The 23,419-nt window shown below is 64.0% G+C and carries 24 protein-coding genes and 1 other RNA gene; 10 read left to right on the top strand and 15 right to left on the bottom strand.

Annotated features, from left to right (window positions below):
• Positions 1-236 (top strand): hypothetical protein (locus tag HWY37_RS34570; RefSeq protein WP_217706411.1); only part of this gene is annotated, 236 nt, incomplete at its 5' end.
• 678 nt (positions 237-914) lie between these two features.
• On the opposite strand, the gene HWY37_RS27315 is transcribed toward HWY37_RS34570, so the two are convergent.
• Positions 915-1,391: an Lrp/AsnC family transcriptional regulator gene (locus HWY37_RS27315; RefSeq protein ID WP_176090275.1), complete on the bottom strand. Its 477-nt coding sequence runs from the start codon at positions 1,389-1,391 to the stop codon at positions 915-917.
• 156 nt (positions 1,392-1,547) lie between these two features.
• Between HWY37_RS27315 and hppD the strand changes: the two genes are divergently transcribed.
• A complete protein-coding gene (gene hppD / locus HWY37_RS27310; protein WP_059373040.1) occupies positions 1,548-2,660 on the top strand; it encodes a 4-hydroxyphenylpyruvate dioxygenase in 1,113 nt (370 codons plus the stop codon).
• Positions 2,661-2,742: 82 nt separating this feature from the next.
• Here the strand turns inward: hppD and msrA are convergent, their stop codons facing one another.
• The 3 genes from msrA to ilvD form a co-directional block, all read right to left on the bottom strand.
• Positions 2,743-3,297: a peptide-methionine (S)-S-oxide reductase MsrA gene (gene msrA, locus HWY37_RS27305; RefSeq protein WP_175209962.1), complete on the bottom strand. Its 555-nt coding sequence runs from the start codon at positions 3,295-3,297 to the stop codon at positions 2,743-2,745.
• Positions 3,298-3,376: 79 nt separating this feature from the next.
• Positions 3,377-3,712: a c-type cytochrome gene (locus tag HWY37_RS27300; protein WP_175209964.1), complete on the bottom strand. Its 336-nt coding sequence runs from the start codon at positions 3,710-3,712 to the stop codon at positions 3,377-3,379.
• Complete coding sequence (ilvD, locus tag HWY37_RS27295) at positions 3,696-5,381, bottom strand: dihydroxy-acid dehydratase (RefSeq protein ID WP_176090274.1); 1,686 nt, start codon at positions 5,379-5,381, stop codon at positions 3,696-3,698. Before ilvD ends, HWY37_RS27300 begins: the two co-directional genes overlap by 17 nt.
• A gap of 125 nt (positions 5,382-5,506) precedes the next feature.
• Here ilvD and lgt point away from each other — a divergent pair, with 125 nt between their 5' ends.
• Entirely contained in the window at positions 5,507-6,295 is a 789-nt protein-coding gene (gene lgt, locus HWY37_RS27290; RefSeq protein ID WP_175209968.1) for a prolipoprotein diacylglyceryl transferase, read from the top strand.
• Here lgt and HWY37_RS27285 read toward each other — a convergent pair.
• The 4 genes from HWY37_RS27285 to HWY37_RS27270 form a co-directional block, all read right to left on the bottom strand.
• A complete protein-coding gene (locus HWY37_RS27285; protein WP_175209970.1) occupies positions 6,270-7,028 on the bottom strand; it encodes an SIMPL domain-containing protein in 759 nt (252 codons plus the stop codon). The two genes, lgt and HWY37_RS27285, sit on opposite strands and share 26 nt — an antisense overlap.
• 81 nt (positions 7,029-7,109) lie before the next feature.
• A non-coding RNA gene (gene ssrS, locus HWY37_RS27280) (6S RNA) lies at positions 7,110-7,294 on the bottom strand.
• 33 nt (positions 7,295-7,327) lie between these two features.
• A complete protein-coding gene (locus HWY37_RS27275) occupies positions 7,328-7,639 on the bottom strand; it encodes a cell division protein ZapA (RefSeq protein ID WP_175209972.1) in 312 nt (103 codons plus the stop codon).
• Complete coding sequence (locus tag HWY37_RS27270) at positions 7,639-8,085, bottom strand: hypothetical protein (RefSeq protein WP_175209974.1); 447 nt, start codon at positions 8,083-8,085, stop codon at positions 7,639-7,641. The genes HWY37_RS27275 and HWY37_RS27270 overlap by 1 nt, the downstream gene beginning before the upstream one ends.
• A gap of 486 nt (positions 8,086-8,571) precedes the next feature.
• Between HWY37_RS27270 and HWY37_RS27265 the strand changes: the two genes are divergently transcribed.
• The 4 genes from HWY37_RS27265 to HWY37_RS27250 all read left to right on the top strand — a co-directional run bounded on the left by HWY37_RS27265 (position 8,572) and on the right by HWY37_RS27250 (position 13,327).
• Entirely contained in the window at positions 8,572-9,036 is a 465-nt protein-coding gene (locus tag HWY37_RS27265; RefSeq protein WP_175209976.1) for a tripartite tricarboxylate transporter TctB family protein, read from the top strand.
• Positions 9,037-9,049: 13 nt separating this feature from the next.
• Entirely contained in the window at positions 9,050-10,555 is a 1,506-nt protein-coding gene (locus tag HWY37_RS27260) for a tripartite tricarboxylate transporter permease (RefSeq protein ID WP_175209978.1), read from the top strand.
• Between the two features lie 184 nt (positions 10,556-10,739).
• The gene (locus HWY37_RS27255) at positions 10,740-12,344 is read left to right on the top strand and encodes a gamma-glutamyltransferase family protein (RefSeq protein ID WP_175209980.1); all 1,605 of its coding nucleotides are present in this window, start codon (positions 10,740-10,742) and stop codon (positions 12,342-12,344) included.
• Between the two features lie 77 nt (positions 12,345-12,421).
• Positions 12,422-13,327, top strand: a complete 906-nt coding sequence (locus HWY37_RS27250; RefSeq protein ID WP_175209982.1) for an NAD(P)-dependent oxidoreductase — start codon at positions 12,422-12,424, stop codon at positions 13,325-13,327.
• A gap of 66 nt (positions 13,328-13,393) precedes the next feature.
• Here HWY37_RS27250 and HWY37_RS27245 read toward each other — a convergent pair whose 3' ends face one another.
• Positions 13,394-14,023, bottom strand: coding sequence for an FMN-dependent NADH-azoreductase (locus tag HWY37_RS27245; RefSeq protein ID WP_176090273.1), 630 nt, complete (start codon positions 14,021-14,023; stop codon positions 13,394-13,396).
• Positions 14,024-14,174: 151 nt separating this feature from the next.
• On the opposite strand from HWY37_RS27245, the gene HWY37_RS27240 reads away from it, so the two are divergent.
• Positions 14,175-15,107 carry a LysR family transcriptional regulator gene (locus HWY37_RS27240; RefSeq protein WP_175209986.1) on the top strand — a complete coding sequence of 311 codons (933 nt, stop codon included), beginning with the start codon at positions 14,175-14,177 and terminating at the stop codon, positions 15,105-15,107.
• A gap of 9 nt (positions 15,108-15,116) precedes the next feature.
• Here HWY37_RS27240 and HWY37_RS27235 read toward each other — a convergent pair whose 3' ends face one another.
• The 6 genes from HWY37_RS27235 to HWY37_RS27210 all read right to left on the bottom strand — a co-directional run bounded on the left by HWY37_RS27235 (position 15,117) and on the right by HWY37_RS27210 (position 21,146).
• The gene (locus tag HWY37_RS27235) at positions 15,117-16,046 is read right to left on the bottom strand and encodes a 2-hydroxyacid dehydrogenase (protein WP_176090272.1); all 930 of its coding nucleotides are present in this window, start codon (positions 16,044-16,046) and stop codon (positions 15,117-15,119) included.
• A 108-nt stretch (positions 16,047-16,154) separates the two neighbouring features.
• On the bottom strand, positions 16,155-17,678 hold the full coding sequence (locus tag HWY37_RS27230) for a tripartite tricarboxylate transporter permease (protein ID WP_175209989.1): 1,524 nt from the start codon (positions 17,676-17,678) through the stop codon (positions 16,155-16,157).
• 6 nt (positions 17,679-17,684) lie between these two features.
• On the bottom strand, positions 17,685-18,113 hold the full coding sequence (locus HWY37_RS27225) for a tripartite tricarboxylate transporter TctB family protein (protein ID WP_175210012.1): 429 nt from the start codon (positions 18,111-18,113) through the stop codon (positions 17,685-17,687).
• 260 nt (positions 18,114-18,373) lie between these two features.
• Positions 18,374-19,876, bottom strand: a complete 1,503-nt coding sequence (locus tag HWY37_RS27220) for a sensor histidine kinase (protein ID WP_175210014.1) — start codon at positions 19,874-19,876, stop codon at positions 18,374-18,376.
• A gap of 30 nt (positions 19,877-19,906) precedes the next feature.
• The gene (locus HWY37_RS27215) at positions 19,907-20,593 is read right to left on the bottom strand and encodes a response regulator (RefSeq protein ID WP_056327910.1); all 687 of its coding nucleotides are present in this window, start codon (positions 20,591-20,593) and stop codon (positions 19,907-19,909) included.
• A complete protein-coding gene (locus HWY37_RS27210; RefSeq protein WP_042796390.1) occupies positions 20,574-21,146 on the bottom strand; it encodes an RNA pyrophosphohydrolase in 573 nt (190 codons plus the stop codon). Before HWY37_RS27210 ends, HWY37_RS27215 begins: the two co-directional genes overlap by 20 nt.
• Before the next feature lie 65 nt (positions 21,147-21,211).
• Between HWY37_RS27210 and HWY37_RS27205 the strand changes: the two genes are divergently transcribed.
• Together HWY37_RS27205 and ybgC are read left to right on the top strand one after the other, a co-directional pair.
• Complete coding sequence (locus HWY37_RS27205; RefSeq protein ID WP_176090271.1) at positions 21,212-22,939, top strand: proline--tRNA ligase; 1,728 nt, start codon at positions 21,212-21,214, stop codon at positions 22,937-22,939.
• A 55-nt stretch (positions 22,940-22,994) separates the two neighbouring features.
• Complete coding sequence (gene ybgC / locus HWY37_RS27200) at positions 22,995-23,417, top strand: tol-pal system-associated acyl-CoA thioesterase (RefSeq protein ID WP_175209993.1); 423 nt, start codon at positions 22,995-22,997, stop codon at positions 23,415-23,417.
• Positions 23,418-23,419 lie beyond the last annotated feature (2 nt).

Below are 23,419 nucleotides of genomic sequence, written 5' to 3'. Positions count from 1 at the left end.
TGTACTTCTTACTGCATCTTGCTACCAACTTCACGCTCCGTCGCCTTCGCGACATCGCCGTGTCAGCAGCAGAGAAACGAGATTATGAAGAAGTTTTTATCGCTTGTCAAGCCAGCGTCACATCCATCGTTTCGCCTTCTTGCTTGCGACCTCTTCAGGTCCACCCCTCCTTAGCAGCTATCGAAATATCAGGGTTAACCCTAAGTTTTCGGCAACTGCCAAGCCTGAAACTATAACACAACTTTTGCAGATTATGCAACCGGCTTTTGCCTAATTTGCATCCTATCTTGCAACCCCGCAACCTTCGCTTTCGCTCCGATCGCAGCCCTGGATCTCCAGAGGTTGGCTACCATTCAGGTGACTGAGAATGCTAGGGAAAACCCTTAATCCGCATCACCAGCCAAGCCCAAGACTATAGCACCATTTTTGCTGATTGCGCAACTGGCTTCTGCCTAATTTGCTGCAATCCTTGCAATAACCGCTGGACGCCCGTTTCCGAGTCCCTGGCGGCAGATCCGCTGGTTACCCTTGCCGACCTGTGTGCTTGCCTGGCTCCGCGCTTCAGAAACTGCCCGAATCGCGAAGGAGCGAGACTATAGCACGGAATTTTGCTTGCGCCACCGAGGTGACACCCTTTTTTCAAAAAGATGAAGGTTTATGGGGACGCACTGATCCTCTCCTACGCCACAGGATCGACTACACATATAGCGGGCCGGATCATTTGGCACATGGACGCCTTGCAATCTGTTCTACAGACAGCGATTGCAGGGGGAAGTTCTCACTCTATATATAGATGGAAGCCATTGCTCCCCGCTCAGTTGGAGAAGACCAAGCCACGCGAGCGCCGCCGATCGCCACGAGCTCGCCGGGGATCGCCTCTATATATAGAGATGGAGACAGGTGGGCGGCGACGGCTAGAGTCTGAGCTCCGTCGTTTCCTTGATCTGCTGAAGCGCAAAGAACGAGCGCATATCGACCACCGCCGGGTGACGCATCAACGTGTCCATGGCAAAACGCGAGAAATGCGCCAGATCGGCGACCTGTATCCGCAACAGGTAGTCCATGTCGCCGGACATGGCATAGCACTCGACGACCTCCGGCCAGAGCTGCACGTCGCGGGCGAAGTTGCTCATGGGCGCATGGCTGGATCCGCTGTGCTTGTTCAACCGGATGTTCACGTACGCCAGCAGTCCCAAACCCACCTTTCCCGCGTCGATCAGCGCGACGTACTTCTTGATGAATCCTTTCTCTTCCAGTCTCCGGACGCGCCGCAGGCAGGGACTTGGCGATAGCGACACACGGTCGGCCAGCTCCTGGTTGCTCAGGCGCCCGTCGCGCTGCAATTCGGCCAGAATCCGTATATCTGTCCTATCCAGCTCGATGTCAGACATTTTCAGCCCCAAATATTTTTAGTACGGCAATATTATTGCTCAACCTACTAGCTTTCGCGACATGTTTGCAATTGTCTGCCCGTCGTTCCTTCCTACAATCTCCGTCTAGACTTGAAGAACAAGTCGGCCTTAAAAACGATGCAAGGGAGCAGACTTATGAGCAGCGCTTTCCAACCCTGGGACAACCCGATGGGCACCGCCGGGTTCGAGTTCATTGAATATGCCGCGCCGGACCCCGCCGCGCTGCGTAAGGTGTTCGAGCTGCTGGGCTTCAAGGCCATCGCCAAGCACCGCCACAAGGACGTGACCCTGTACCGCCAAGGCGGCGTGAACTTCCTGATCAACGCCGAGCCGGATTCCTTCGCCCAGCGTTTCGCGCGCCTGCACGGCCCGTCGATCTGTGCCATCGGTTTCCGCGTGCAGGATGCCAACGCAGCCTACAAGCGCGCGCTGGAACTGGGCGCCTGGGGCTTCGATTCGCACAGCGGCCCGATGGAACTCAACATCCCCGCGATCAAGGGCATCGGCGATTCGCTGATCTACCTGGTCGACCGCTGGAGCGGCAAGGACGGCCACGGCGGCATCGGCGACATCAGCATCTATGACGTGGACTTCGTGCCCGTGGATCCGCAGAACGCCCAGGCCGACCTGAATCACCGCGGCGCCGGCCTGACGCTGGTGGATCACCTGACCCACAACGTGCACAAGGGCCGCATGGCTGAGTGGGCGGAGTTCTACGAGCGCCTCTTCAACTTCCGCGAAGTGCGCTACTTCGATATCGAGGGCAAGGTGACAGGCGTGAAGTCCAAGGCCATGACCTCGCCTTGCGGCAACATCCGCATTCCCATCAACGAGGAAGGCACGGAAGAGAAAGGCCAGATCCAGGAATACCTGGACCTGTACCGCGGCGAAGGCATTCAGCACATCGCCATGGCCACGGAAGACATCTACGCCACCATCGAGGCATTGCGCCAGAATGGCGTGGTGTTCCTGGATACGCCGGAAACCTACTACGAACTGCTGGACCGCCGCCTGCCGAACCACGGCGAGGACGTGGCGCGCCTGCAGAAGAACCGCATCCTGCTGGATGGCGCGCCGGGCGGCGGCCTGCTGCTGCAGATCTTCACCGAAAACCAGATCGGCCCGATCTTCTTCGAGATCATCCAGCGCAAGGGCAACGACGGCTTCGGCGAAGGCAATTTCAAGGCCCTGTTCGAATCGATCGAACTGGACCAGATGCGCCGCGGCGTGGTGAAGACCGTCGAATAAAGACTTCCCCCGCCAGCGCCCGGTGCTCGGGCATCGGCGCTGGCCTTGAGACCTCACCTTTGGTGAGGTTTTTTTTCGCCGTTTACTTCTGCAAGCGGTCCTGGAACTGCTTGCGGAACTTGGCGACCTTGGGTGCGATCACGAACTGGCAATAGCCTTGCTCGGGATGCAGGGCGAAGTAGTTGCTGTGATAGTCCTCGGCCTGCCAGAACCGGGCGGGTTCCAGCAAGTGCGTCACGATGGGCGCGTCATAGACCTTCTGCGCCTCGACTTCGGCAATAACGGCTTGCGCCTGCTCACGCTGCGTCTCGTTCTGCCAGAAGATGGCGGATTCGTATTGCGGACCGACATCATTGCCCTGGCGGCCCGGCGTGGTGGGATCGTGGGTCGCGAAGAACACACGCAGCAAGTCGCTGTAGGACAGTTCGGCCGGATCGAATTCCACCCGTGCCACTTCGATGTGCCCCGTGTCCTTGCCGCAAACCTGTTCGTAGCTGGGGTTGTCCACGTGGCCGCCGCTGTAGCCGGGCAGCACGCTCTTGACGCCGCGCAGCTCGGTAAACACCGCTTCGACGCACCAGAAGCAGCCGCCTCCGAGTACGGCGACCTCGTTGCCCGGTGAGGGTTGTTCTGCCATGACGATTCCTTCCTGATAAGCGGCCGCAGGCTGCGGCCAGGCGCCCCCAGCTTGCATGCGCGGGGCGCGGACGATAAGACTACTGCTTGGGCGGCGCCAGCGACAAGATCCACTCGGCGAGCGCGCGCGCGTCTTCCGGACTGACCTGGGTCTGCGCAGGCATGGGCACGGCGCCCCAGGCGCCACGGCCGCCCCCGCGGATCTTGCCGGCGAGGTAATCCACCATGGCGTCGCCCTGCCCCGCATAGCGTTCGGCGACGCTCTTCAGAGGCGGGCCCACACGCTTGGCTTCGACCTGGTGGCAAGCCATACAGGCCTTGTTCTTGGCCAGGTCCAGGCCTGTGGTTTGCGCTTGGGCCGCGCCCGCGCCCAGGACGCAAGCGGCGGCCAACAACAGACTACTCTTCAAATGCATCGGTAACTGCCCCACGGCTCGCGGTGCTGGCGAGCTTGCCGAACTTGGCAAGCACACCGCGTGTATAACGCGGCTTGGGCTGAACCCAGGCCTGGCGACGAGCCGCCATTTCTTCGTCGCTGATATTGAGCTGCAACAGCAGCTTGTGGGCATCGATGGTAACCGAATCGCCTTCGCGGATCAGCGCGATGGGGCCGCCCACGAAAGCCTCCGGCGCGACGTGGCCCACGACCATGCCCCAGGTGCCGCCGGAGAAGCGGCCGTCGGTGATCAGCCCCACCGTTTCGCCCAACCCCTGGCCGACCAGCGCCGAGGTAGGCGCCAGCATCTCGCGCATGCCCGGGCCGCCCTTGGGGCCTTCGTAGCGGATGACTACCACATCGCCATCGCGGATCTCGCGCGCCATGATGGCAGTCATGGCATCGCCCTCGGAATCGAACACGCGCGCCGGCCCCGTGATGACGGGATTTTTCAGGCCGGTGATCTTGGCGACGCAGCCTTCGGGCGACAGATTGCCTTTCAGGATGGCGAGATGGCCCTGCGGATACAGCGCGCGGTCCAGCGGCATGATGACGTCCTGGTCCACGCGGGGCGCATCGGGCACGTCGGCCAGGGTCTCGGCAATGGTCTTGCCGGTGATGGTGATGCAGTCTCCGTGCAGCAGGCCTGCGTTGAGCAGCAGCTTCATGACCTGCGGAATGCCGCCGGCGCGATGCAGGTCGGTGGCGACATACTTGCCGGAGGGTTTCAGGTCGCACAGTACCGGCACCCGCTGGCGGATGCGTTCGAAGTCATCGATGTTCCACGGCACTTCCGCGGCATGCGCGATCGCCAGGAAGTGCAGCACCGCATTGGTGGAACCGCCCGTGGCCATGATGACGGATACTGCGTTTTCGATGGACTCGCGCGTGATGATGTCGCGCGGGCGCAGACCGCGCCTGACCGCCTCGACCAGCACCCGCGCGGACTCGGCGGCGGAGGCGACCTTTTCCTCGTCCTCGTTGGCCATGGTGCTGGAATACGGCAGGCTCATGCCCATGGCTTCGAAGGCGGAGCTCATGGTGTTGGCGGTGTACATGCCACCACAGGACCCCGAACCCGGAATCGCGCATTTCTCTATCTGCTTGAAATCCTCTTCGGGCATGCGGCCCATGGTGTATTCGCCCACGGCCTCGAAGACGGAGACGATGGTGAGGTCGTTGCCCTTGTAATGACCAGGCTTGATGGTGCCGCCATACACATAGATGCCGGGCACGTTCGTGCGCGCCAGCGCGATCATGCCGCCCGGCATGTTCTTGTCGCAGCCGCCTATCACCACCACGCCGTCCATCCACTGGCCTTGCGCCGCGGTCTCGATGCAATCCGCGATGACCTCGCGCGACACCAGCGAGTACTTCATGCCCTCGGTACCCATGGACATGCCGTCGGAGATGGTGGGCGTGCCGAATACCTGGGGATTGGCGCGGGACGCGCGGATGGCATCGATGGCGGCGTCTGCCAGCCGCTGCAGGCCGCTATTGCACGGCGTGATCGTCGAATGGCCGTTGGCCACGCCGATCATGGGATTCTCGAAGTCGGCTTCCTGGTAGCCCAGCGCGTAATACATGGCGCGGTTGGGCGCCCGCGCGACGCCTTGGGTGATGTGGCGGGAACGTTCGTTATGCGGCATGGTCTGTCTCCTGTCGGCCGCCGGGGCTCGAACATGGCTGCCGCCCCGGGGAACTGGCTCGCTTGCGCGCGAATCTTCAATGCTCGCCGGTTATTATCATTCAACTTCATTGTGTCGGGCAGAACATGCTGCAATATCCCCAATTCGACCCCGTCGCCCTGCAAATCGGGCCTCTCGCCATCCACTGGTATGGCTTGATGTACCTGCTGGGCTTCGCCCTGGTGTACCTGCTGGGCCGCCGGCGCATCACCAGCGGCCACACCACCTCGCTGAACGTGAAGGACCTGGAAGACCTGATCTTCTACAGCGTGCTGGGCGTGGTGCTGGGCGGGCGGCTGGGTTATGTGCTGTTCTACAAGCCGTCGTACTACCTGTCCCATCCGCTGGAAGTGCTGTACCTGTGGCAAGGCGGCATGTCGTTCCACGGCGGCCTGATCGGCGTGATCCTGGTGATGCTGTTGTTCGCGCGCAAGAAGAAGCTGCCGTTTTTCGCGGTAAGCGATTTCATCGCGCCGCTGATCCCGCTGGGGCTGGGCTTTGGCCGCCTGGGCAACTTCATCAATGGCGAACTGTGGGGCCGGCCCACCGATGTGCCGTGGGCCATGGTGTTTCCCGGCAGCGGCGATGGCTTGCCGCGCCACCCGTCGCAGCTCTACGAGCTGGGCCTGGAAGGCATCGTGCTGTTCGCGCTGCTATGGTGGTTTTCCAGCAAGCCGCGCCCGCTGGGCCAGGTGAGCGGGCTGTTCCTGATGGGTTACGGCGCCTTCCGCTTCCTGGTGGAGTTCACCCGCGAGCCGGACAATTTCCTGGGACTGCTCGCGGGCGGGCTGAGCATGGGACAGTGGCTGTCCCTGCCGATGGTCGCGCTGGGCGCCATCATCTTCAGCCTTACTGCAAGACGATCGTCCCGTTGACCGCGATGCTGACCGTGACGTTGCCCGCTTCGAGCGGAACGTCCGGGCTGTAGCCGCCGGAAGCATCCTTGGCCATGGCCGCCGCGCCCATCATGCGCGGCATCGGCACCGGGCCGCCGGAGCCGCCCAGTTCAAGCTTGGACAGGCGGTAGCCCGAAAAACCGAAGGCGTTGGCCGCAGCCAGCGCGCGGTCCTTGAAGGCTTGGGCGGCTTCCTTGAGCAACTTGCGCTCTTCGGCCTCGCGCGCTTCGCGCGACAGCAGGAAACTGATGTTGGAGATGGCGGTCTTGTCGGACAGCTTGGACGCCAGCGCCGCGGCCGCCTCGAAGTCCTTGGACTCCAGAATCACTTCGCCCTGGCCGCGCCAGGAGCCGATCTTGCCCTTGCTGGACGTGTTGGGCCAGACGTTATAGCCGCCCGTGCGCACTTCCACGCCCTTGACGTCGCGGGCGCGCTTGACCACGTCGTCCAGCATGGCCGTCAGCTTCTTGCCCGCGGCGGGCTGGTCCGGCGCTTCGACCTCGGCGGACAAGGAGATGCGGACCGTGTCCTGCTTGACCTCGGACGACGCCATGGCCTGCAAGGTCAGTTCCGGCGCGCGGCTCGCGGACGTTTCCGTGGCGGCGGCGGGCGCCAGGGCCTGCGCATGGGCGAGCGGCGCAGCGCTCAGGGCGGCCACGGTTGCGCACGCCGCGCCGAGTTTGGTCAGCGAGAAAACAGGGTGTTTGAACATGGACTGGTCCTAGAAGGAGGACTGGAGGGGAGAGGTGAGGCGCCCGATGCGGACCTGCTCTCATGGCAGGCCCGCAGGGATAGATGCCCCGCCTGTGCCGTCAAGGCCGGCATCTCGAACCCTGAGGTTCAAGGTGGTCGCGTTCCGAAGAGCGTCGGGTTCGTCTACAGGAGACGATCACTCCAGCTCTGCACTCCCGCAACCAATATGCCAAAAGACATAGGTTCAGAGAATGTATGGCCTAGTCACGAACACGGCAGGGACAAACTGAAAATACTTGAATACAGCTTTATGAACGGTCAGAGCAGTTTTTCCTGACCCGACAAGGCGTCATCGAGTACTGCGTTCATGTCCTCGATTCTACGCTTGAAGTCGCCGACCGCCAAACCGCCCAGAGGACCATCGGGCGCTTTCATGGCGAGCAGCTCGCCGGCGACCTGCAAGGCGGCCATCACGGCAATGCGTTCGTTGCTGGAGACCTTGCCCGTGCCCTGGATGCGCAGCATCAGCTGGTCCACGTGGCGCACTGCGGCCAACAACGTCGGCTTCTCTTCAGTGGAACACGCCAGGGAATAGTCGCGCCCCAGTATGGTGACATCTACGCGTTCCATCAGTGTTGCTCTCCAGACGGTGCGCCCGGCAGGCGGGCCAGCACGGCGTCAATGCGCTCGCGGGCCGATGCGGCGGCCACGCGCAAGCGCTGTAATTCGGTATCGCGGGTTTGCAGGTTGCCCTGCAATTCGGTTTCACGCGCAGAGAAACGCGATTCGAGCGATTGGCGTTCGGAGGTTTCGCGAGCCAGTTGCTCGCGCAGCGAGGCTTCGGCCTGCTGGGCCTGCTCGAGCATCGCGGTGACCGCGCCGTCATGATCCTGAAGCTTGCTTTGCAGCGTGACGATATCGGCCTCGCGCTCGGCGGCGCGCTGCTTGAGCACGCGCTGCTCAGCTTCGGTTTCGTTAAGGCGTTGGCGCAACGCGTCACGCTCAGCGTGGAGTTGGCGGGTGCGTTGCACCAGTTGCCCTATGCGGGCGGCGAGTTGGTCTAGATCTTGCAGCATGGGCGCTATCGTAAACCATCCTGGGTTGAACGGGGCCTCTTCACGCAAGGTGAGAAACCCGGCAATATTCAGTAGGATTTACCGCGCGGCCTGCGGCACGGCACCCTCCGCCGACTCACGCCGATCTTCATCCGGCGCACAGCCCCTCCTCATTCAAAAGCCACGCATCCGGCCGATGCGGCTTTCGGCTTTCTTTCTATAAACTTTCACTTAGCTTTCAAACAACCCTCAAACCTGCAGGCCCGTTACAACTCGGGGTCGGGAGTTCCCGCATTTTAGGGAAAACCCCAGCCTTTCACCGACCTTACAGGGTTTGCAGCGTGCCGGGCGTCCATTACCATTCGCCCTTTCAAGAAACCACGCCTTTCCTTTCATAAGAACAAATGGCACCCCGAAGTGCCTTTTTTGTGCCTGTCACTCGCCTGTCGGCGAGTTCGGCCACAGACCCTTTTCTATCTACATGCTGTAAACAGGAGCCAACCAATCATGCAGCTACGCAATCGACAGGACTTCTGGTCGGGGGTGATGTTCATCGCCCTTGGACTGGGATTCGCCTGGCAGGCCAGCAGCTACCAAATGGGTACTGCCGCCCGAATGGGCCCAGGGTATTTTCCTTTCTGGCTAGGCATAGTTCTGGCATTGCTGGGCGCCATCGTGCTGCTTGGCTCGCTGTCCAAGAAGGCCCACGAGACGCACGTCGACAAGTTCGACTGGCGCATCGTGTTCCTGGTGGTTGGATCCGTCGTGCTGTACGGCCTGATCCTCAAACTGCTGGGCATCTACATTTCGGTGTTCATCCTGGTTGTCGTCAGCAGCCTGGCCAGCCATGAGTTCAACCTGAAGGTCGCCGTCGCCAACGGCATCTTCCTGGTGGTGTTCTCGTATCTGGCATTCGTCAAGGGGCTGGGGCTGATTTTCCCGCTGTGGCCGTCCTTTCTGGGCATGAACTAAGGAGCAAGCGGTCATGGAATTGTTTGACAACCTCATGTTGGGTTTCTCGGTGGCGTTCACGCCCGAGAACCTGCTTTACGCGCTGCTGGGCTGCATCCTGGGCACGCTGATCGGCGTGCTGCCCGGCATCGGCCCCGTCCCGACCATCGCAATGCTGCTGCCGATCACGTACGTGCTGCCCCCGGTGGCCGGCCTGATCATGCTGGCAGGCATCTACTACGGCGCCCAGTACGGCGGCTCCACGACGGCAATTCTTGTGGCTCTGCCAGGGGAAACGTCCGCGGTGGTGACCGTGCTGGACGGCCACCAGATGGCCCGCAACGGCCGCGCTGGCGCCGCCCTCGCAATCGCCGCGCTGGGTTCGTTCTTCGCAGGTTGCGTGGCCACGCTGCTGCTGGCCGCCTTCGCGCCCCCGCTGGCTGAAGTCGCGTTCAAGTTCGGCCCCGCCGAGTACTTCTCGCTGATGTGCCTGGGCCTGGTCGGCGCCGTGGTGCTGGCTTCGGGTTCGCTGCCCAAGGCTATCGCGATGATCATCCTGGGCCTGCTGCTGGGCATGGTCGGCACCGACGTGAACTCGGGTGTTGCCCGTTTCGACTTCGGCGTGCCGGAACTGCAAGACGGCATCGACTTCGCCATCGTGGCCATGGGCGTGTTCGGCTTTGCCGAAATCATGACCAACCTCGAGCAGAAGGAAAACCGCGTCGACATCACCGACAAGATCGGCTCGCTGTACCCCAACAAGACTGAATTCAAGGAATCGTATCCGGCGGTGCTCCGCGGCACGGCCCTGGGTTCGGCCCTGGGCATCCTGCCGGGCGGCGGCGCCGTGCTGTCGTCGTTCGCGTCCTACACGCTGGAAAAGAAGATCTCGAGGAACCCGGAACGCTTCGGCAAGGGTCACCCCGCCGGCCTCGCCGGTCCGGAATCGGCCAACAACGCCGCGGCCCAGACTTCGTTCATCCCGCTGCTGACGCTGGGCATCCCGGGCAACGCCGTGATGGCGTTGATGGTCGGCGCCATGACCATCCACAACATCCAGCCCGGCCCGCAAGTCATGACGAGCCACCCGGAGCTGTTCTGGGGCCTGATCGCCTCGATGTGGATCGGCAACCTGATGCTGGTGGTTCTGAACCTGCCGCTGATCGGCCTGTGGGTCAAGCTGCTGAAGGTGCCCTACCGCATCCTGTTCCCGGCGATTCTGGTGTTCTGCACCATCGGCGTGTACTCGTTGAACTACAACACGTTCGACATCTTCACCACCGCCATGTTCGGCATCGTCGGCTACGTGTGGTCGAAGCTGAAGTGCGAAGGCGCCCCGCTGCTGCTGGGCCTGGTGCTGGGCCCCATGATGGAAGAAAACTTCCGTCGCGCCCTGCTGCTGTCGCGCGGCGACTTCACCACCTTCGTGACTCGTCCGCTGTCGGCTTCGCTGCTGGCCGTCGCCGTCTTCCTGGTGATCCTGGTGGCCCTGCCCGCGATCCGCAAGAAGCGCGAAGAGACCTTCGTCGAAGAAGACTAAAGCGCAGCCCGCCGCCCCGCGGCGGCTTCGCCCTGAAAACCCCCGGCTTGCCGGGGGTTTTTCTTTGGGCACGCGGAATGGCGCTCGCGGCAAACAATACCAATGGCTACATTTCAATACTGGTCATGTTCAAACGCCGTTCTCGTACGTTAAGCTAGGGGTTTACCCCACGCGATGATTCGAGATGAATTTCGACTGGAACAACCCCTATCCCAGCACGCGGCGCCCGGTATTCGCACGCAACGTTGTCGCTACCTCGCAGCCGCTGGCCGCCCAGGCCGGGTTGCGGATCCTGGCGCAAGGCGGCAATGCCGTCGACGCGGCAATCGCCGCGGCAGCCACGCTGGCTCTCACCGAGCCAGTCAGCAACGGGCTGGGATCGGACTGTTTCGCGATCATCTGGGACGGCTCCAGGCTGCACGGCCTGAACGCCTCGGGCACCGCCCCCGGCGCGTGGAACCTGGATTACTTCCGGCGCAAGCATCAGGGCGCGATTCCCGTCCGCGGCTGGGACAGCGTGACCGTGCCGGGTTGCGTGGCCGGCTGGGCCGCGCTGCATGAAAAACTGGGCAAGCTGGCCTTCGCCGACGTGCTGGCGCCCGCCATCGAGTACGCGGAGCGCGGCTTCGCGGTGTCGCCCATCGTGCAGGAAAAATGGGCGGCGCAAGCCGACATCCTGCAGCCGCAGCCGGGCTTTGCCGAACATTTCCTGCCGCGCGGCCGCGCGCCGCAGGTGGGCGAACACTTCATCCTGCGCGGCGCGGCCGCCACGCTCAAGCGCATCGCCGCCAGCGGCGGCAGGGATTTCTACGAAGGCGAGACCGCGCACAAGCTGGTGGCGCATGCCCAGGCGCACGACGCCGCGCTGACGCTCGCCGATCTGCGCGACTATGCGCCGCAGTGGGTCGCGCCTATCAGCCAGTCCTACCGCGGCCACACGCTGCACCAGATCCCGCCCAACGGCCAAGGCATAGCGGCCCTGATTGCCCTGGGCATCCTGCAGAATTTCGACGTCGCCGCACGCCCGGTCGACCATCCCGAAACACAGCACCTGCTGATCGAGGCAATGAAGCTGGCCTTCGCCGACGTGTATGCGCACGTGGCCGACGCACGCCACATGCGCGTCACGCCCGAGCAGATGCTGTCGGCCGCCTACCTGGCCGAACGCGCGCGCCTGATCGATCCCAACACGGCGCAGGCCTACGCCAGCGGCCATGCGCCGCGCGGCGGCACGGTCTACCTGACTGCCGCCGACAAGTGCGGCATGATGGTGAGCTTCATCCAGTCGAACTACATGGGCTTCGGCTCCGGCGTGGTGGTGCCAGGCACTGGCGTCAGCTTGCAGAACCGCGGACACTGCTTCAGCACCGAGCCGGACCACCCGAATGTGGTGGCGGGCGGCAAGCGCCCCTTCCACACCATCATCCCTGCCTTCCTGATGCGCGACGGCGCCCCCGTCATGAGTTTCGGCGTCATGGGCGGCAATATGCAGCCCCAGGGACAGGTGCAAACGCTGGTGCGCATGCTGGACTACGGCCAGCAGCCGCAGGCCGCTTGCGACGCGCCCCGCTGGAAATGGAACCAAGGGCTGTCGCTGGACGCGGAGGCCGGCCTGGCCCCTGCGGTCGCCGAGGGCCTGCGCGCCCGGGGCCACGTGCTGGAAAGCATGGCGGACTCCTACATGGACTTCGGTTCGGGACAGTTCATCTGGCGGCTGGGCGACCCGGCCGTGGACGGCTATGTCAGCGCCAGCGACAGCCGGCGGGATGGACTCGCCGCGGGCTTTTGATTGCGTTAAGGTTAGGGCCTGTTTACAGGCGCCTGCGGCCCTGACGACCCTACCTTCATAAAAGCGGAGTTCCCTGCATGGCAACGATCGGTACCAAGAGCTACGACGCTGTCGTACCCCAGAAAGTCACTTTCCTCGGATTGGGCGTGATGGGCCTGCCCATGGCCGGCCATCTGGCGCGCGCGGGACATGACGTCACGGTCTACAACCGCACGCCCGCCAAGGCCCAGGCCTGGGCCGCCGAATTCGGCGGCAAGAGCGCGGCCACGCCGCGCGAAGCGGTCGCAGGCGCACAGATCGTTTTCGCCTGCGTAGGCAACGACGATGACCTGCGCAGCGTCGTGCTGGGACCGGACGGCGCATTCGCCGGCATGACGCCGGGCGCGGTCTTCGTCGACCACACCACGGCGTCGGCCGACGTGGCCCGCGAACTCTACGCGCAAGCCAAGGACCTGGGCCTGAATTTCATCGACGCCCCGGTGTCGGGCGGACAGGCCGGCGCGGTCAACGGCGTGCTGACCATCATGTGCGGCGGCGAGCAAGCCGTGTTCGACGCGATCAAACCCGTGGCGCAGAGCTTCGGCCGCGCAGTCACCCTGGTGGGCCCTTCCGGGGCCGGCCAACTGGCCAAGATGGTCAACCAGATCTGCATCGCCGGCGTGGTCCAGGGCCTGTCCGAAGCCATCGCTTTCGGCCAGGCGGCGGATCTGGACATGAAGCTGGTGCTGGACGTGATCAGCAAGGGCGCGGCGCAGAGCTGGCAGATGGAGAACCGCGGCGGCACCATGGTCGACGACAAGTTCGAGTTCGGCTTCGCGGTGGACTGGATGCGCAAGGACCTGGGACTGGTGCTGTCCGAGGCCCGCCACAACGGCGCGCGCCTGCCCCTGACCGCGCTGGTGGACCAGTTCTACGGCGACGTCCAGAAGATGGGCGGCGGCCGCTGGGACACTTCCAGCCTGATCAAGCGCCTGCGCGACTGATCCCGGCCCGCAGGGCATGAAAAAGGCGAGCCCCAGGGCTCGCCTTTTCCTTGTCCGACCGAGCGCTTACGCGGCCAGGCTGGTTTGCTGCGCGACCGGCAGCAGCGCGTCGATGCGCTGTTTGGCCTGGGCCAGGCCTTCCAGCGCGGCCACTTCACCCATGGCCATGCCTTCGGCGGCGACGAAGGTAACGTCGTTCATGCCCAGGAAGGAAAGCATCTGGCGCAGGTACGGCGTCAGCGTATCGGACGGCGTGCCTTCGGCCTTGCCGCCGCGGGCGGTCAGCACGAACACCTGCTTGCCCTTGACCAGGCCTTCCGGCACGCCTTCGGCGGTGTAGCGGAACGTGACACCAGCGCGGGCAACGTGGTCCAGATAGCTCTTGAACTGCGCCGGCAGGTTGAAGTTGTAGACCGGAACGGCGAAGACGATGCGATCGGCTTCCATCAATTCGGCGACCAGCGTGTCGCTCATTTCAACCAGGCGCTGCTGCTCCACGCTGCGCGCGTCGGCCGGGGTGAACAGCGCGCCGGCGGTGTTGCCGTCGAAGTACGGGATGGGCTGGGCGCCAATGTCGCGGACCTTGATGGCCGCGGCCGGGTTGGACGCCTTGACGCGCGCAATCAGGTGATCGGCCAATTGCTTGCTGTTGGAACGATCGCCGAGAATAGAGGAAAGGATTACCAGGGTCTTCATTGCAAATTTCTCCAGTGATGGCCCGCGCCGGGCGGGCGGTCAGGATCCGTAAGCTGTGTCAGATCCCGAATGCATGACGTCACTGTAGACGGGTTAATTATTCACATAAACCCGGTTATGATGAACTATTCGTTCCAGGCATAGAACAATCATGCAAGATCTCAACGACCTCTATTACTTCTCCCAAGTCGTCGAACAGGGAGGCTTCAGCGCCGCGGCCCGGGTGCTGGACATCCCGAAATCCCGGCTGTCGCGCCGGATCTCGCACCTGGAAGAAAGCCTGGGCGTACGCCTGCTGCAACGCACGACGCGCCGCCTGCGCCTGACCTCGGCCGGCGAACGCTATCTGCACTATTGCCGGGAAATGGCCGCGTCGGCCCGCGCCGCGGACGACGCGATGCGGCAGTTGCAGGCGGAGCCCACCGGGCCCGTGATCGTGAGCTGCCCGGTGTCCATTGCGCAGGACGTGCTTGCGCCCTTGCTGCCCGAATTCCTGGACGCCTGGCCTGCGGTGTCGGTGCAACTGCTGGTGACCAACCGCCGCGTCGACCTGATCCGCGAAGGCGTGGATCTGGCGCTGAGGGTGCGCACCAAGCTGGATACGGACGCCGAACTGGTCGTGCGCCACTTCGGCACGGCGCGCGGCACGCTGGTCGCCAGCCCCAGCTATCTGCAACGCCACGGCACGCCCGACACGCCGCAGGACCTGGCCACCCACACCACCCTGAGCTTCAGCGACCCGCAAAACGAAGTGCGCTGGCCGTTGCGCAACGACAAGGGCGAAGAGGTGCATGTGGAGCTGAAGCCGCAGCTGTCCTGCAATGACTTCATCGTGCTGACCGAAGCGGCCGTGCGCGGCCGGGGCATCGCCCTGCTGCCGTCGATCGCAACACATGAGCAACTGCGGCGCGGTCAGCTGGTGCCGGTCCTGCCGCAGTGGCAATCGCCCGAAGGCATCGTGCATTGCATCTATCCGTCGCGGCGGGGCATGATGCCCGCCGTGCGCGCCCTGCTCGATTTCCTGTCGGAACGCCTGCCCACCATGTACCAGCGGCTGGAAAAAGCCCCGCCGCCGGCCCAATAGCCCAATCGTTCAGTAGCCGCGCGAACGATCCACCACGCCGGTGATCGCCTCGCCGCGCTCCAATTGCGCGACCTTGCCCGCGATCTGCCGGATGCTTTCATCGCGCAGCGTGCGCGCGGCGATGTGCGGCGTGACGTGCACGCGCGCGTCGCGCCAGAACGGGTGATCCTTGGGCAGCGGCTCGGTGTGGAACACGTCCAGCGTGGCGCCGTCGATCTCGCCTTCTTCGAGCATCTGCACCAGGTCGTCCTCGACCAGATGCTCGCCACGGCCCACGTTGACCAGGTGGGCATGCGGCAGCAGCTGCGACAGCGTCTCGCGATTGAGGATGCCGACGGTGTCCGGCGTGAGCGGCAGCACGTTCACCAGGAAGCGCGTGCGGGCCAGGAAAGCCGGCAGGGCCGCCTCGCCCGCAAAGGATTCGACGCCCGGGATCTCGCGCGGGGACCGCGACCAGCCCGCCACGGGATAGCCGAACTCGGCCAGAGTCTGCGCCACGCGCGCGCCCACCTGCCCCAGCCCCAGCACTCCCACAGGCCAGTCCGCCTGGCGCGAGCCTTCGCGGTTGTCCCAGTGCTGGCGCGCCTGCGAATGGCCGAAGGCTTCAAAATCGCGCGCCACGCGCAGCAGCGCATACAGCGCGTATTCGGCCATCTGCACCGACATGCCCGCGTCTTCCAGGCGGACGATGCGCACTTGCGGCGGAATCTCGGGCATCTTCAGCAAGGCATCGACGCCCGCGCCCAGGTTGAACAGCGTCTTCAAGTTGGTTTCGTGCTTGAACAGCGCGGCCGGCGGACGCCAGACCAGAGCCGCCTCCGCGCCCGAGGGCGGGCCATCAGGGTTCCACACCGAAATGCGGCATCCTGGCATCGCGGCTTCCAGTAGCGGGACCCAGGCGGCGGGATCGTGATGGGGGCAGGCAAAGAGTATGTGCATGGTGGCTCTGTGTGCAGTCCGGGGAAGCCTCAAGCATGAGGGATGGCGTCCCACAAATCAAACGGCCCGGCATGAGCCGGGCCGCTTGCGGACAGGGACAGGCAGCAATCAGGCCGTTTGCGGCACTTCAGGCTTGCCCTTGTTCTTGTTGCGGCGCAGGAAGGCCCACACCTGCAGGAAGATCAGCAAGGCGCTCGCGCCGATGAACCAGGCGCTGATCGGACGTTCCACGAACACCGCCAGGTCGCCGCGCGACAGCAGCAGCGCGCGGCGGAAGTTCTCTTCGACCATGGGGCCGAGCACGAAGCCGAGCAGGATGGGCGCGACGGAGAACTCCAGCGTCATGAGGATGGCGCCGATCACGCCGAAGGCCAGCACTTCCCAGATCTGAAAGAGGCTGTTCTGCGTGCTGAACACGCCCACCGCGATGAAGAACAGCGCGGACGGGAACAGGTAGCGGTACGGCACCTGCAGCAGTTTCACCCACACGCCGATCAGCGGCACGTTCAGCACCATGAGCAGCACGTTGCCGACCCAGAAGCTGGCGATCAGGCCCCAGAAGATGTCCGGATGCTCGGTGATCAGCTGCGGGCCGGGCTGGATGCCCTGGATCAGCAGCGCGCCCAGGATCAGCGCCATCACGGCGTCGCCAGGGATGCCCAGGCTCATCGTCGGGATGAAGTCGACCTGCGTCTTGGAGTGCGACGAGGCTTCGGGCGAAGCCACGCCCGCGATCATGCCGGTGCCGAACTTCTCGGGCGTCTTGGAGATCTTGCGTTCCAGCGCGTAGGCCACGAAGGTGGTGATCGTGGGGCCGGTGCCGGGCATTGCGCCGAACAGGGTGCCCACGGCCGTGCCGCGCACCATGGGCCAGAACGCGGTCTTGAGCTCCTGCTTGCTGGGACGCATGTCGCGCAGGCGCAGCTTGGCGCCGCTACCGATGATGGTCATGCGGTTGACGCTCATCAGAAAGTCGGCCACGCCGAACAAGCCCATCGAGATCGCCACCAGCTCAAGACCGTCGGACAGGTCCAGCAGGCCGAACGAGAAGCGGATGGTGCCGGTGTTCACGTCGGTGCCGACCACGCCGCACATCAGGCCGAACAGCGTCATCGCCACGCCCTTCAGCGGCGAGCCACGGGACATCGTGGCGCCGGCCAGGAGGCCCAGCAGCATGATCGAGAAGATTTCGGTGGGACCGAACTTGAACGCGACTTCGACCAGCAGCGGCGAGGCGAAGATCATGACGATGATCCCCACCGAGGCGGCGAAGAACGAACAGATCATCGTGATGCCCAGCGCTGTGCCGCCCTTGCCTTGCTTGGTCAGCGGATAGCCGTCCAGGCAGGTCACCGCGTGCGGCGGATGCGAAGGCAGGTTGAGCAGGATCGCGCCGATGGCGCCGCCGTACTGCGAGCCGTAGAAAATGCCGGCCAGCATCAGGATGGCGGGCACCGGATGCATCACGTAGGTCAGCGGCAGCAGAATGGAAATGGCCGACAGCGCGCCCATGCCGGGCAGCACGCCGATGAGGTTGCCCACCAGCACGCCGAAGAACGACCACATCAGGTTGTGCCACTGGAAGGCGACGCCGAAGCCGTACCAGAGGTCCATCAAAGATTGAGAAATCATGGCGCTTCAACCCCAGCGAAACAGCGGAAGCTGCAGCTGCAACGCCCACCAGAAGACGACGACCGCGATGACGGTCATGGCGATCGACAGCAGCAGGGCTTGCTTGATCGTGTTGTTACGGTCGCCCAGCGCCGAGATGAATACGATGGCGAACGTGGCGGGCAGCAAGCCGCCGTAATGGCCCAGCAGCAGAAAGGCCAGGATGCCCAGCAGGATGCAGGCGCCGCCGCGGAAATCGGGCAGGCCATGGCCGTGGCCGTCGCCGGGCGGCGGCGCGGACGACTCTCCCGAGCGCGCCGAGATTGCGATCAGCAAGCCGGTCAGCGCGAGCAGGCCGCCGAGCGCTGCGGGGAAGAACCCCGGCCCCATGTGGCTCAGCGTGCCGATGTGGTAGTCGGTACCGCCGTAGATCGCCCCCAACCCGATCAGGACCATCAGGGCTCCGCCGTAATAGTCCTTTCTGTTGATTGTCTTTTGCACTTCTTCCTCCTTCGTGGTGCGAGGCCTATGCCTGCCCGGGATGGTTCGCTCGACGCGAGCGCCACCCGGTACCTGGCTACAGGCCCGAACGCAGATTACGGAGGGAAGCTGCTAATTCGCTTTCTATGCGCTGTCGCGACCCTGAATCCGGGGGTAATCCCTGACAGGAAATCGAAACACGGATGTAATCGGCGCAGCGGAGGAAGCGCGGAAGACTATTGATCGCCCTTGAGCTCGACATCGAGCGGGCGCGGATATTGCGAGACGGTCGATGCCAGCGGCAGCCACAGCACCGACGCCAGGCCCACGCCGCCCTGCGCATTGGGCTCGCCGTCGCGCAGTTCGATGTCGCCGTCGTTGCGGCGGGCATAGGCGCGCGCGATGGCCAGGCCCAGGCCGGAGCCCGAGGAGGCGACCGGCTTGTCGGTGCCGACCCTTTCAAAACGCGCGAAGGCGCGTTGGCGCAGTATCGGGTCCAGCCCGGGGCCGTTGTCGGACACGGCGACCTCGGCGCGGTCACCCTTGCAGCAGACCGACACGGTGATACGCGCGCCCACGGGCGCATAGTGAATGGCGTTGTGCACCAGGTTCGATAGCGCTTCGTGCAATTCAGCCTCGTTGCCGGACACGGGCGCGGGCGTTTCCAGGCCCTCTTCGGAGCCCGCCTGCACCCAGCCCAGGTCCTGCTGCTTTTCATGCGCCAGCGGCAGGTACTGCAGCACTACCTCGCGCGACACGGTGTTCATGTCCAGCAACTGCCGCGGCAACTGGTCGGCTTGGTTGGCGTGGGCCAGCGACAGCAGCTGTTCAGTCAGGCGGCGCGTGCGGCCCAGCTGGTCGACGATGCCGCGCAGGCCTTCCTGCGCGCGGGCGGGATCGCGTTCGCGCAGCGCGTACTGCGCCTGCGTCAGCATGATGGCCAGCGGCGTGCGCAACTGATGGGAGGCGTCGGCCAGGAACTGCGATTGCTCGTCCAGGACGCGGCGGTAACGGGCGATATGGTGGTTGACGGCGTCGACCAGCGGCGCCACTTCGCTGGGCACGCGCGAGGCGTCCAAGGGCGTCAGATCATCGGGGCGTCGGCCCCGGATGTCGTTGCGCAGCCGGCGCAACGGCTTGAGCGCCCACGACACGCCCCACCAGACCAGCAGCGCGACCAGCGCCAGCATGCGCGTGTCGCGCAGGATTTCCTGGCGCCGCGCGTTGTTCTCGGCTTCGATGCGCTTGCCTGTGCTTTCGGCGACGATGACCAGCACCTGGCGATGCTGTCCCTGGTAATACAGGTCCCGCACCACGGCGACGACGCGCACGGGATCGTTGCGATAGACGCTGTCGTAGAAAACCGGCTGGCTGTTGGAACGCGGCCAGGTGAGCGGACGCGGCATCTCGGGCATGCCCAGCAGGGTCTTGCCCGGCGCCGTGGGCACCTGGGCGTCATCCGGCTGGGGCGGGTCTATTTCTTCGATGCGGAAATACTTGCGCAGTCCCGCGCGGGACTCGAGCATCACCTGCGCGTAAAGCGGCGTGGCGACCTGCAGATTACCGTCAGGGGTGAATTCCAGGCTGCTTTCCAGCACCCTGGCGGGCTCCACCAGGGCGCTGTCGTAGGCTTCGTTGGTGATCTCCGACAGGGTGCGGTAGTCGTTGACGCTGTCCACGACCAGCAGCACGATCACGCCCGGCAACAGCAGGATGATCAAGAGCGCGCGGATGCCCACGCGCGGAAACCTGGATAGCCGCAGGCCCACTCAGGGTTCCGCGGACTCGCTGGCGACGCTTTCCAGCATGTACCCCAGCCCGCGCACGGTGACGATGCGCACGTCGCTGCCGGCCAGTTTCTTGCGCAGCCGGTGCAGCACGACCTCGATCGCGTCCGGGTTGGCTTCGCTGTCATGCGTGAAGACCTTGCCGAACAATTGCGACTTGTCCACGGGATAGCCGCTGCGGGTCAGCAGCGCCGCCAGGGCGGCGTGCTCGCGCGGGGTCAGGAACAGCAGCGAGCCGTCCAGGGTGAAAGCGCGGCTTTCGCTATCGTAGGACAGCGAACCGCATTGCAGGCGCGGATGCTGGCGGCCGCGGCTGCGGCGCACCAGCGCCGTCAGGCGGGCTTCCAGTTCTTCGAGCGCGAAAGGCTTGGTCAGGAAGTCGTCGGCGCCCAGGTTCAGGCCCCGCACGCGGTCCTGCAAGGCGCCTTGGGCGGTCAGCAGCAGCACGGGGGTGCGGTCGTCGCGGTTGCGCATTTCGCGCAGCACGACCAGCCCGTGCTTGTCGGGCAGGCGCAGGTCCATGACGATGGCGTCGTACTCCGTGCCCGCCATGAAGGCTTCGGCGGTGCGGGCGTCGGCCGCGTGGTCCGGCACGAACCCGCTCTGGGCGAGCGCACGCATCAACCAGGACGCCATGTCCCGTTCGTCTTCAACCAACAATATGCGCATGACCGTCCGTTCCTTCGGGCAAATTCTCTGCCGCCCGTTGTCCATGCACGCGCTGGCGCAAGTAGCGGGTTTCGTGGTGGCGCCGGAACAAAATTGCGGACAACTCGTTCAGCGCCTGGGTGTAGACATCGCGCTTGAACTCGATCACGGCATCCAGGGGCACCCAATACTGGCTCCAGCGCCAGGCATCGAATTCCGGATGCTGCGTCGCGCGCAAGCAAACATCACTGTCACGTCCTACCAGGCGCAACAAGAACCAAATCTGTTTTTGTCCTTTATAGTGGCCGCGCCACTCACGCCGGACGAAGTGATCGGGCACGTTATAACGTAACCAATCGCGTGTACGCCCCAAAATACGGACATGCTCGGGCTTCAGGCCCACCTCTTCATGGAGTTCGCGATACATGGCTTGCACCGGGCTTTCGCCGTACTTGATGCCGCCCTGCGGGAACTGCCAGGCATGTTCCCTGATACGCTTGCCCCAAAAGACCTCGTTTCTACCGTTGACGAGAATGATGCCGACATTGGGGCGGTAGCCTTCGCGGTCAAGCATGGGCCACCCCCACCGAATTCAATACAATTACGGTCGATTATACGTATCTGCTGCCACCTTTAAACATGCGCGCATCCAACTACCACATCAACACCCTCAAAGAAGCCCCTTCCGAAGCCGAAGTCGCCAGCCACCAGCTGATGACCCGGGCAGGGATGATCCGCAAGCTCGCGGGCGGCATCTACACCTATATGCCCCTGGGGCTGAAAGTCATCCGTAAGGTTGAAGCCATCGTCCGCGACGAAATGAACGCGGCGGGTGCAATCGAGCTGCTGATGCCGGTGGTCCAGCCGGCCGAGCTCTGGCAGGAATCGGGCCGCTGGGAGCAGTACGGCGCCGAACTGCTGCGCATCAAGGACCGGCACCAGCGCGATTTCGTGCTGCAGCCCACATCCGAGGAAGTCATCACGGACATCGCGCGCAACGAAATCCACAGCTATCGCCAGCTGCCGGTGAACTTCTATCACATCCAAACCAAGTTCCGGGACGAGCGCCGCCCCCGCTTCGGCCTGATGCGCGGCCGCGAATTCACCATGAAGGACGCCTATTCCTTCGACCGCGACGAAGCCGGCGCGCAGGCCAGCTACGACAACATGTTCAACGCCTACATGCGCATTTTCGGCCGTCTGGGCCTGGAATTCCGCGCGGTGGCCGCTGACACCGGCTCGATCGGCGGCACCCGCAGCCACGAATTCCAGGTGATCGCCGACACCGGCGAGGACCTGCTGGTCTACAACGCCGACTCGGACTACGCCGCCAACATCGAGCTGGCCGAAGCCCCCTCCCTGTACGCCAGCCGCGCCGAACCGTCCCAGGCCATGGCCGACGTGGCCACGCCGGGCGCCGCCAAGTGCGAGGACGTGGCCAAGCTGCTGGGCCTGCCGCTGGAGCGCACGATCAAGTCGATCGTGCTGGCCACCGACGGCGAAAAGGGCGCCGACATCTGGCTGCTGCTGCTGCGCGGCGACCACGAACTCAATGAAATCAAGGCCGGTAAGCTGCCCGGCCTGGCCGGCTTCCGCTTCGCCACCGAAGCCGAGATCGTCGACGCCTTCGGCTGCAAGCCCGGCTACCTGGGCCCGGTCAAGACGGCCCGTCCGGTCCACGTCATCGCCGACCGCACCGTGGCCAACATGGCTGATTTCGTCTGCGGCGCGAACAAGGAAGACTTCCACATCCAGGGCGTGAACTGGGGCCGCGACCTGCCCGAGCCCGAACTGGTGGCCGATCTGCGCAACGTGGTCGCCGGCGACCCCTCTCCGGACGGCAAGGGCACCCTGTCGATCCAGCGCGGCATCGAAGTGGGCCACGTCTTCTACCTGGGCAAGAAGTACTCGGAAGCCCTCAAGGCCACCTTCCTGGACGAAACCGGCAAGCCGGCCGTCCTGGAAATGGGCTGCTACGGCATCGGCGTGACCCGCATCGTGGGCGCGGCCATCGAGCAGAACCACGACGCCCGCGGCATCATCTGGCCGCGGGCGATCGCCCCCTTCGAAGTGGTAATCTGCCCGGTCGGCTGGGGCAAAAGTGAAACCGTGCGTGACACCGCGCTGAAACTGTACGAATCGCTGCTGGCGCGCGGCGTGGACGTCATCCTGGACGACCGCGATGCCCGCCCGGGCGTGATGTTTGCTGAATGGGAGCTGATCGGCGCCCCGCTGCGTGTAACAGTTGGAGAACGCGGCCTGAACGATGGTGTGGTGGAATTGCAGGCCCGTCGCGAAACCGAAGCGGCCAAGATTCCGGTAGAGTCCGCGCTTGACGCCGTGTTGACGAAGCTGGACACGCTGTAACCTTATAGTAACTACGGACTTCTCGCGTCCCGACCTGCCCTCTCATATCCGTATCGTGACCGACCCGAAGTCCGCCGAATCCGTCCTGCAAGTCCGCGTCTACTACGAAGACACGGATGCAGGCGGAGTGGTTTTCTACGCTAACTACTTGAAATTCCTGGAACGCGCACGCACCGAGTGGCTGCGCAACCTGGGAGTCAACCAGTCCAACCTGGCTGCCAGCGAGCAACGGCTATTCGTTGTCCGCTCCCTGGACATGTCCTACCGGAAACCGGCCAGGCTGGACGATTTACTTACCATACGCAGCCGGGTCACACGACTGGGCCGCGCTTCGATACACTTCGCGCAGCGCGCGGAACGCGACGGGGAACTGCTTGCCGAAGGCAACATCCAAGTCTGCTGCGTCGATGCAATTCACATGCGGCCGGCGGAGTTGCCGGCTGACGTTCGCGCCAAACTGGAATTCATTCAGGAATAACC

It is taken from the genome of Achromobacter anxifer (genome assembly GCF_903652925.1).
Taxonomy (GTDB): domain Bacteria; phylum Pseudomonadota; class Gammaproteobacteria; order Burkholderiales; family Burkholderiaceae_B; genus Achromobacter; species Achromobacter anxifer.
Note: the sequence above shows the minus strand (reverse complement) of the source record. Positions and strands in the feature narration are given on the sequence as shown.

Bases quoted from the DNA above. Each gene is read 5' to 3' on its own strand.
- ilvD (WP_176090274.1), bottom strand. From the start codon at position 5,381: ATGCCGCATAACGAACGTTCCCGCCACATCACCCAAGGCGTCGCGCGG.
- HWY37_RS27230 (WP_175209989.1), bottom strand. From the start codon at position 17,678: ATGATTTCTCAATCTTTGATGGACCTCTGGTACGGCTTCGGCGTCGCC.
- msrA (WP_175209962.1), bottom strand. From the start codon at position 3,297: ATGGCAGAACAACCCTCACCGGGCAACGAGGTCGCCGTACTCGGAGGC.
- HWY37_RS27285 (WP_175209970.1), bottom strand. From the start codon at position 7,028: ATGTTCAAACACCCTGTTTTCTCGCTGACCAAACTCGGCGCGGCGTGC.
- HWY37_RS27245 (WP_176090273.1), bottom strand. From the start codon at position 14,023: ATGAAGACCCTGGTAATCCTTTCCTCTATTCTCGGCGATCGTTCCAAC.
- HWY37_RS27225 (WP_175210012.1), bottom strand. From the start codon at position 18,113: ATGGTCCTGATCGGGTTGGGGGCGATCTACGGCGGTACCGACTACCAC.
- HWY37_RS27275 (WP_175209972.1), bottom strand. From the start codon at position 7,639: ATGGAACGCGTAGATGTCACCATACTGGGGCGCGACTATTCCCTGGCG.
- hppD (WP_059373040.1), top strand. From the start codon at position 1,548: ATGAGCAGCGCTTTCCAACCCTGGGACAACCCGATGGGCACCGCCGGG.
- HWY37_RS27250 (WP_175209982.1), top strand. From the start codon at position 12,422: ATGGCAACGATCGGTACCAAGAGCTACGACGCTGTCGTACCCCAGAAA.
- HWY37_RS27315 (WP_176090275.1), bottom strand. From the start codon at position 1,391: ATGTCTGACATCGAGCTGGATAGGACAGATATACGGATTCTGGCCGAA.
- HWY37_RS27265 (WP_175209976.1), top strand. From the start codon at position 8,572: ATGCAGCTACGCAATCGACAGGACTTCTGGTCGGGGGTGATGTTCATC.
- HWY37_RS27235 (WP_176090272.1), bottom strand. From the start codon at position 16,046: ATGCACATACTCTTTGCCTGCCCCCATCACGATCCCGCCGCCTGGGTC.
- HWY37_RS27300 (WP_175209964.1), bottom strand. From the start codon at position 3,712: ATGCATTTGAAGAGTAGTCTGTTGTTGGCCGCCGCTTGCGTCCTGGGC.
- HWY37_RS27260 (WP_175209978.1), top strand. From the start codon at position 9,050: ATGGAATTGTTTGACAACCTCATGTTGGGTTTCTCGGTGGCGTTCACG.
- HWY37_RS27215 (WP_056327910.1), bottom strand. From the start codon at position 20,593: ATGCGCATATTGTTGGTTGAAGACGAACGGGACATGGCGTCCTGGTTG.
- HWY37_RS27205 (WP_176090271.1), top strand. From the start codon at position 21,212: ATGCGCGCATCCAACTACCACATCAACACCCTCAAAGAAGCCCCTTCC.
- lgt (WP_175209968.1), top strand. From the start codon at position 5,507: ATGCTGCAATATCCCCAATTCGACCCCGTCGCCCTGCAAATCGGGCCT.
- HWY37_RS27210 (WP_042796390.1), bottom strand. From the start codon at position 21,146: ATGCTTGACCGCGAAGGCTACCGCCCCAATGTCGGCATCATTCTCGTC.
- HWY37_RS27240 (WP_175209986.1), top strand. From the start codon at position 14,175: ATGCAAGATCTCAACGACCTCTATTACTTCTCCCAAGTCGTCGAACAG.
- HWY37_RS27255 (WP_175209980.1), top strand. From the start codon at position 10,740: ATGAATTTCGACTGGAACAACCCCTATCCCAGCACGCGGCGCCCGGTA.
- HWY37_RS27270 (WP_175209974.1), bottom strand. From the start codon at position 8,085: ATGCTGCAAGATCTAGACCAACTCGCCGCCCGCATAGGGCAACTGGTG.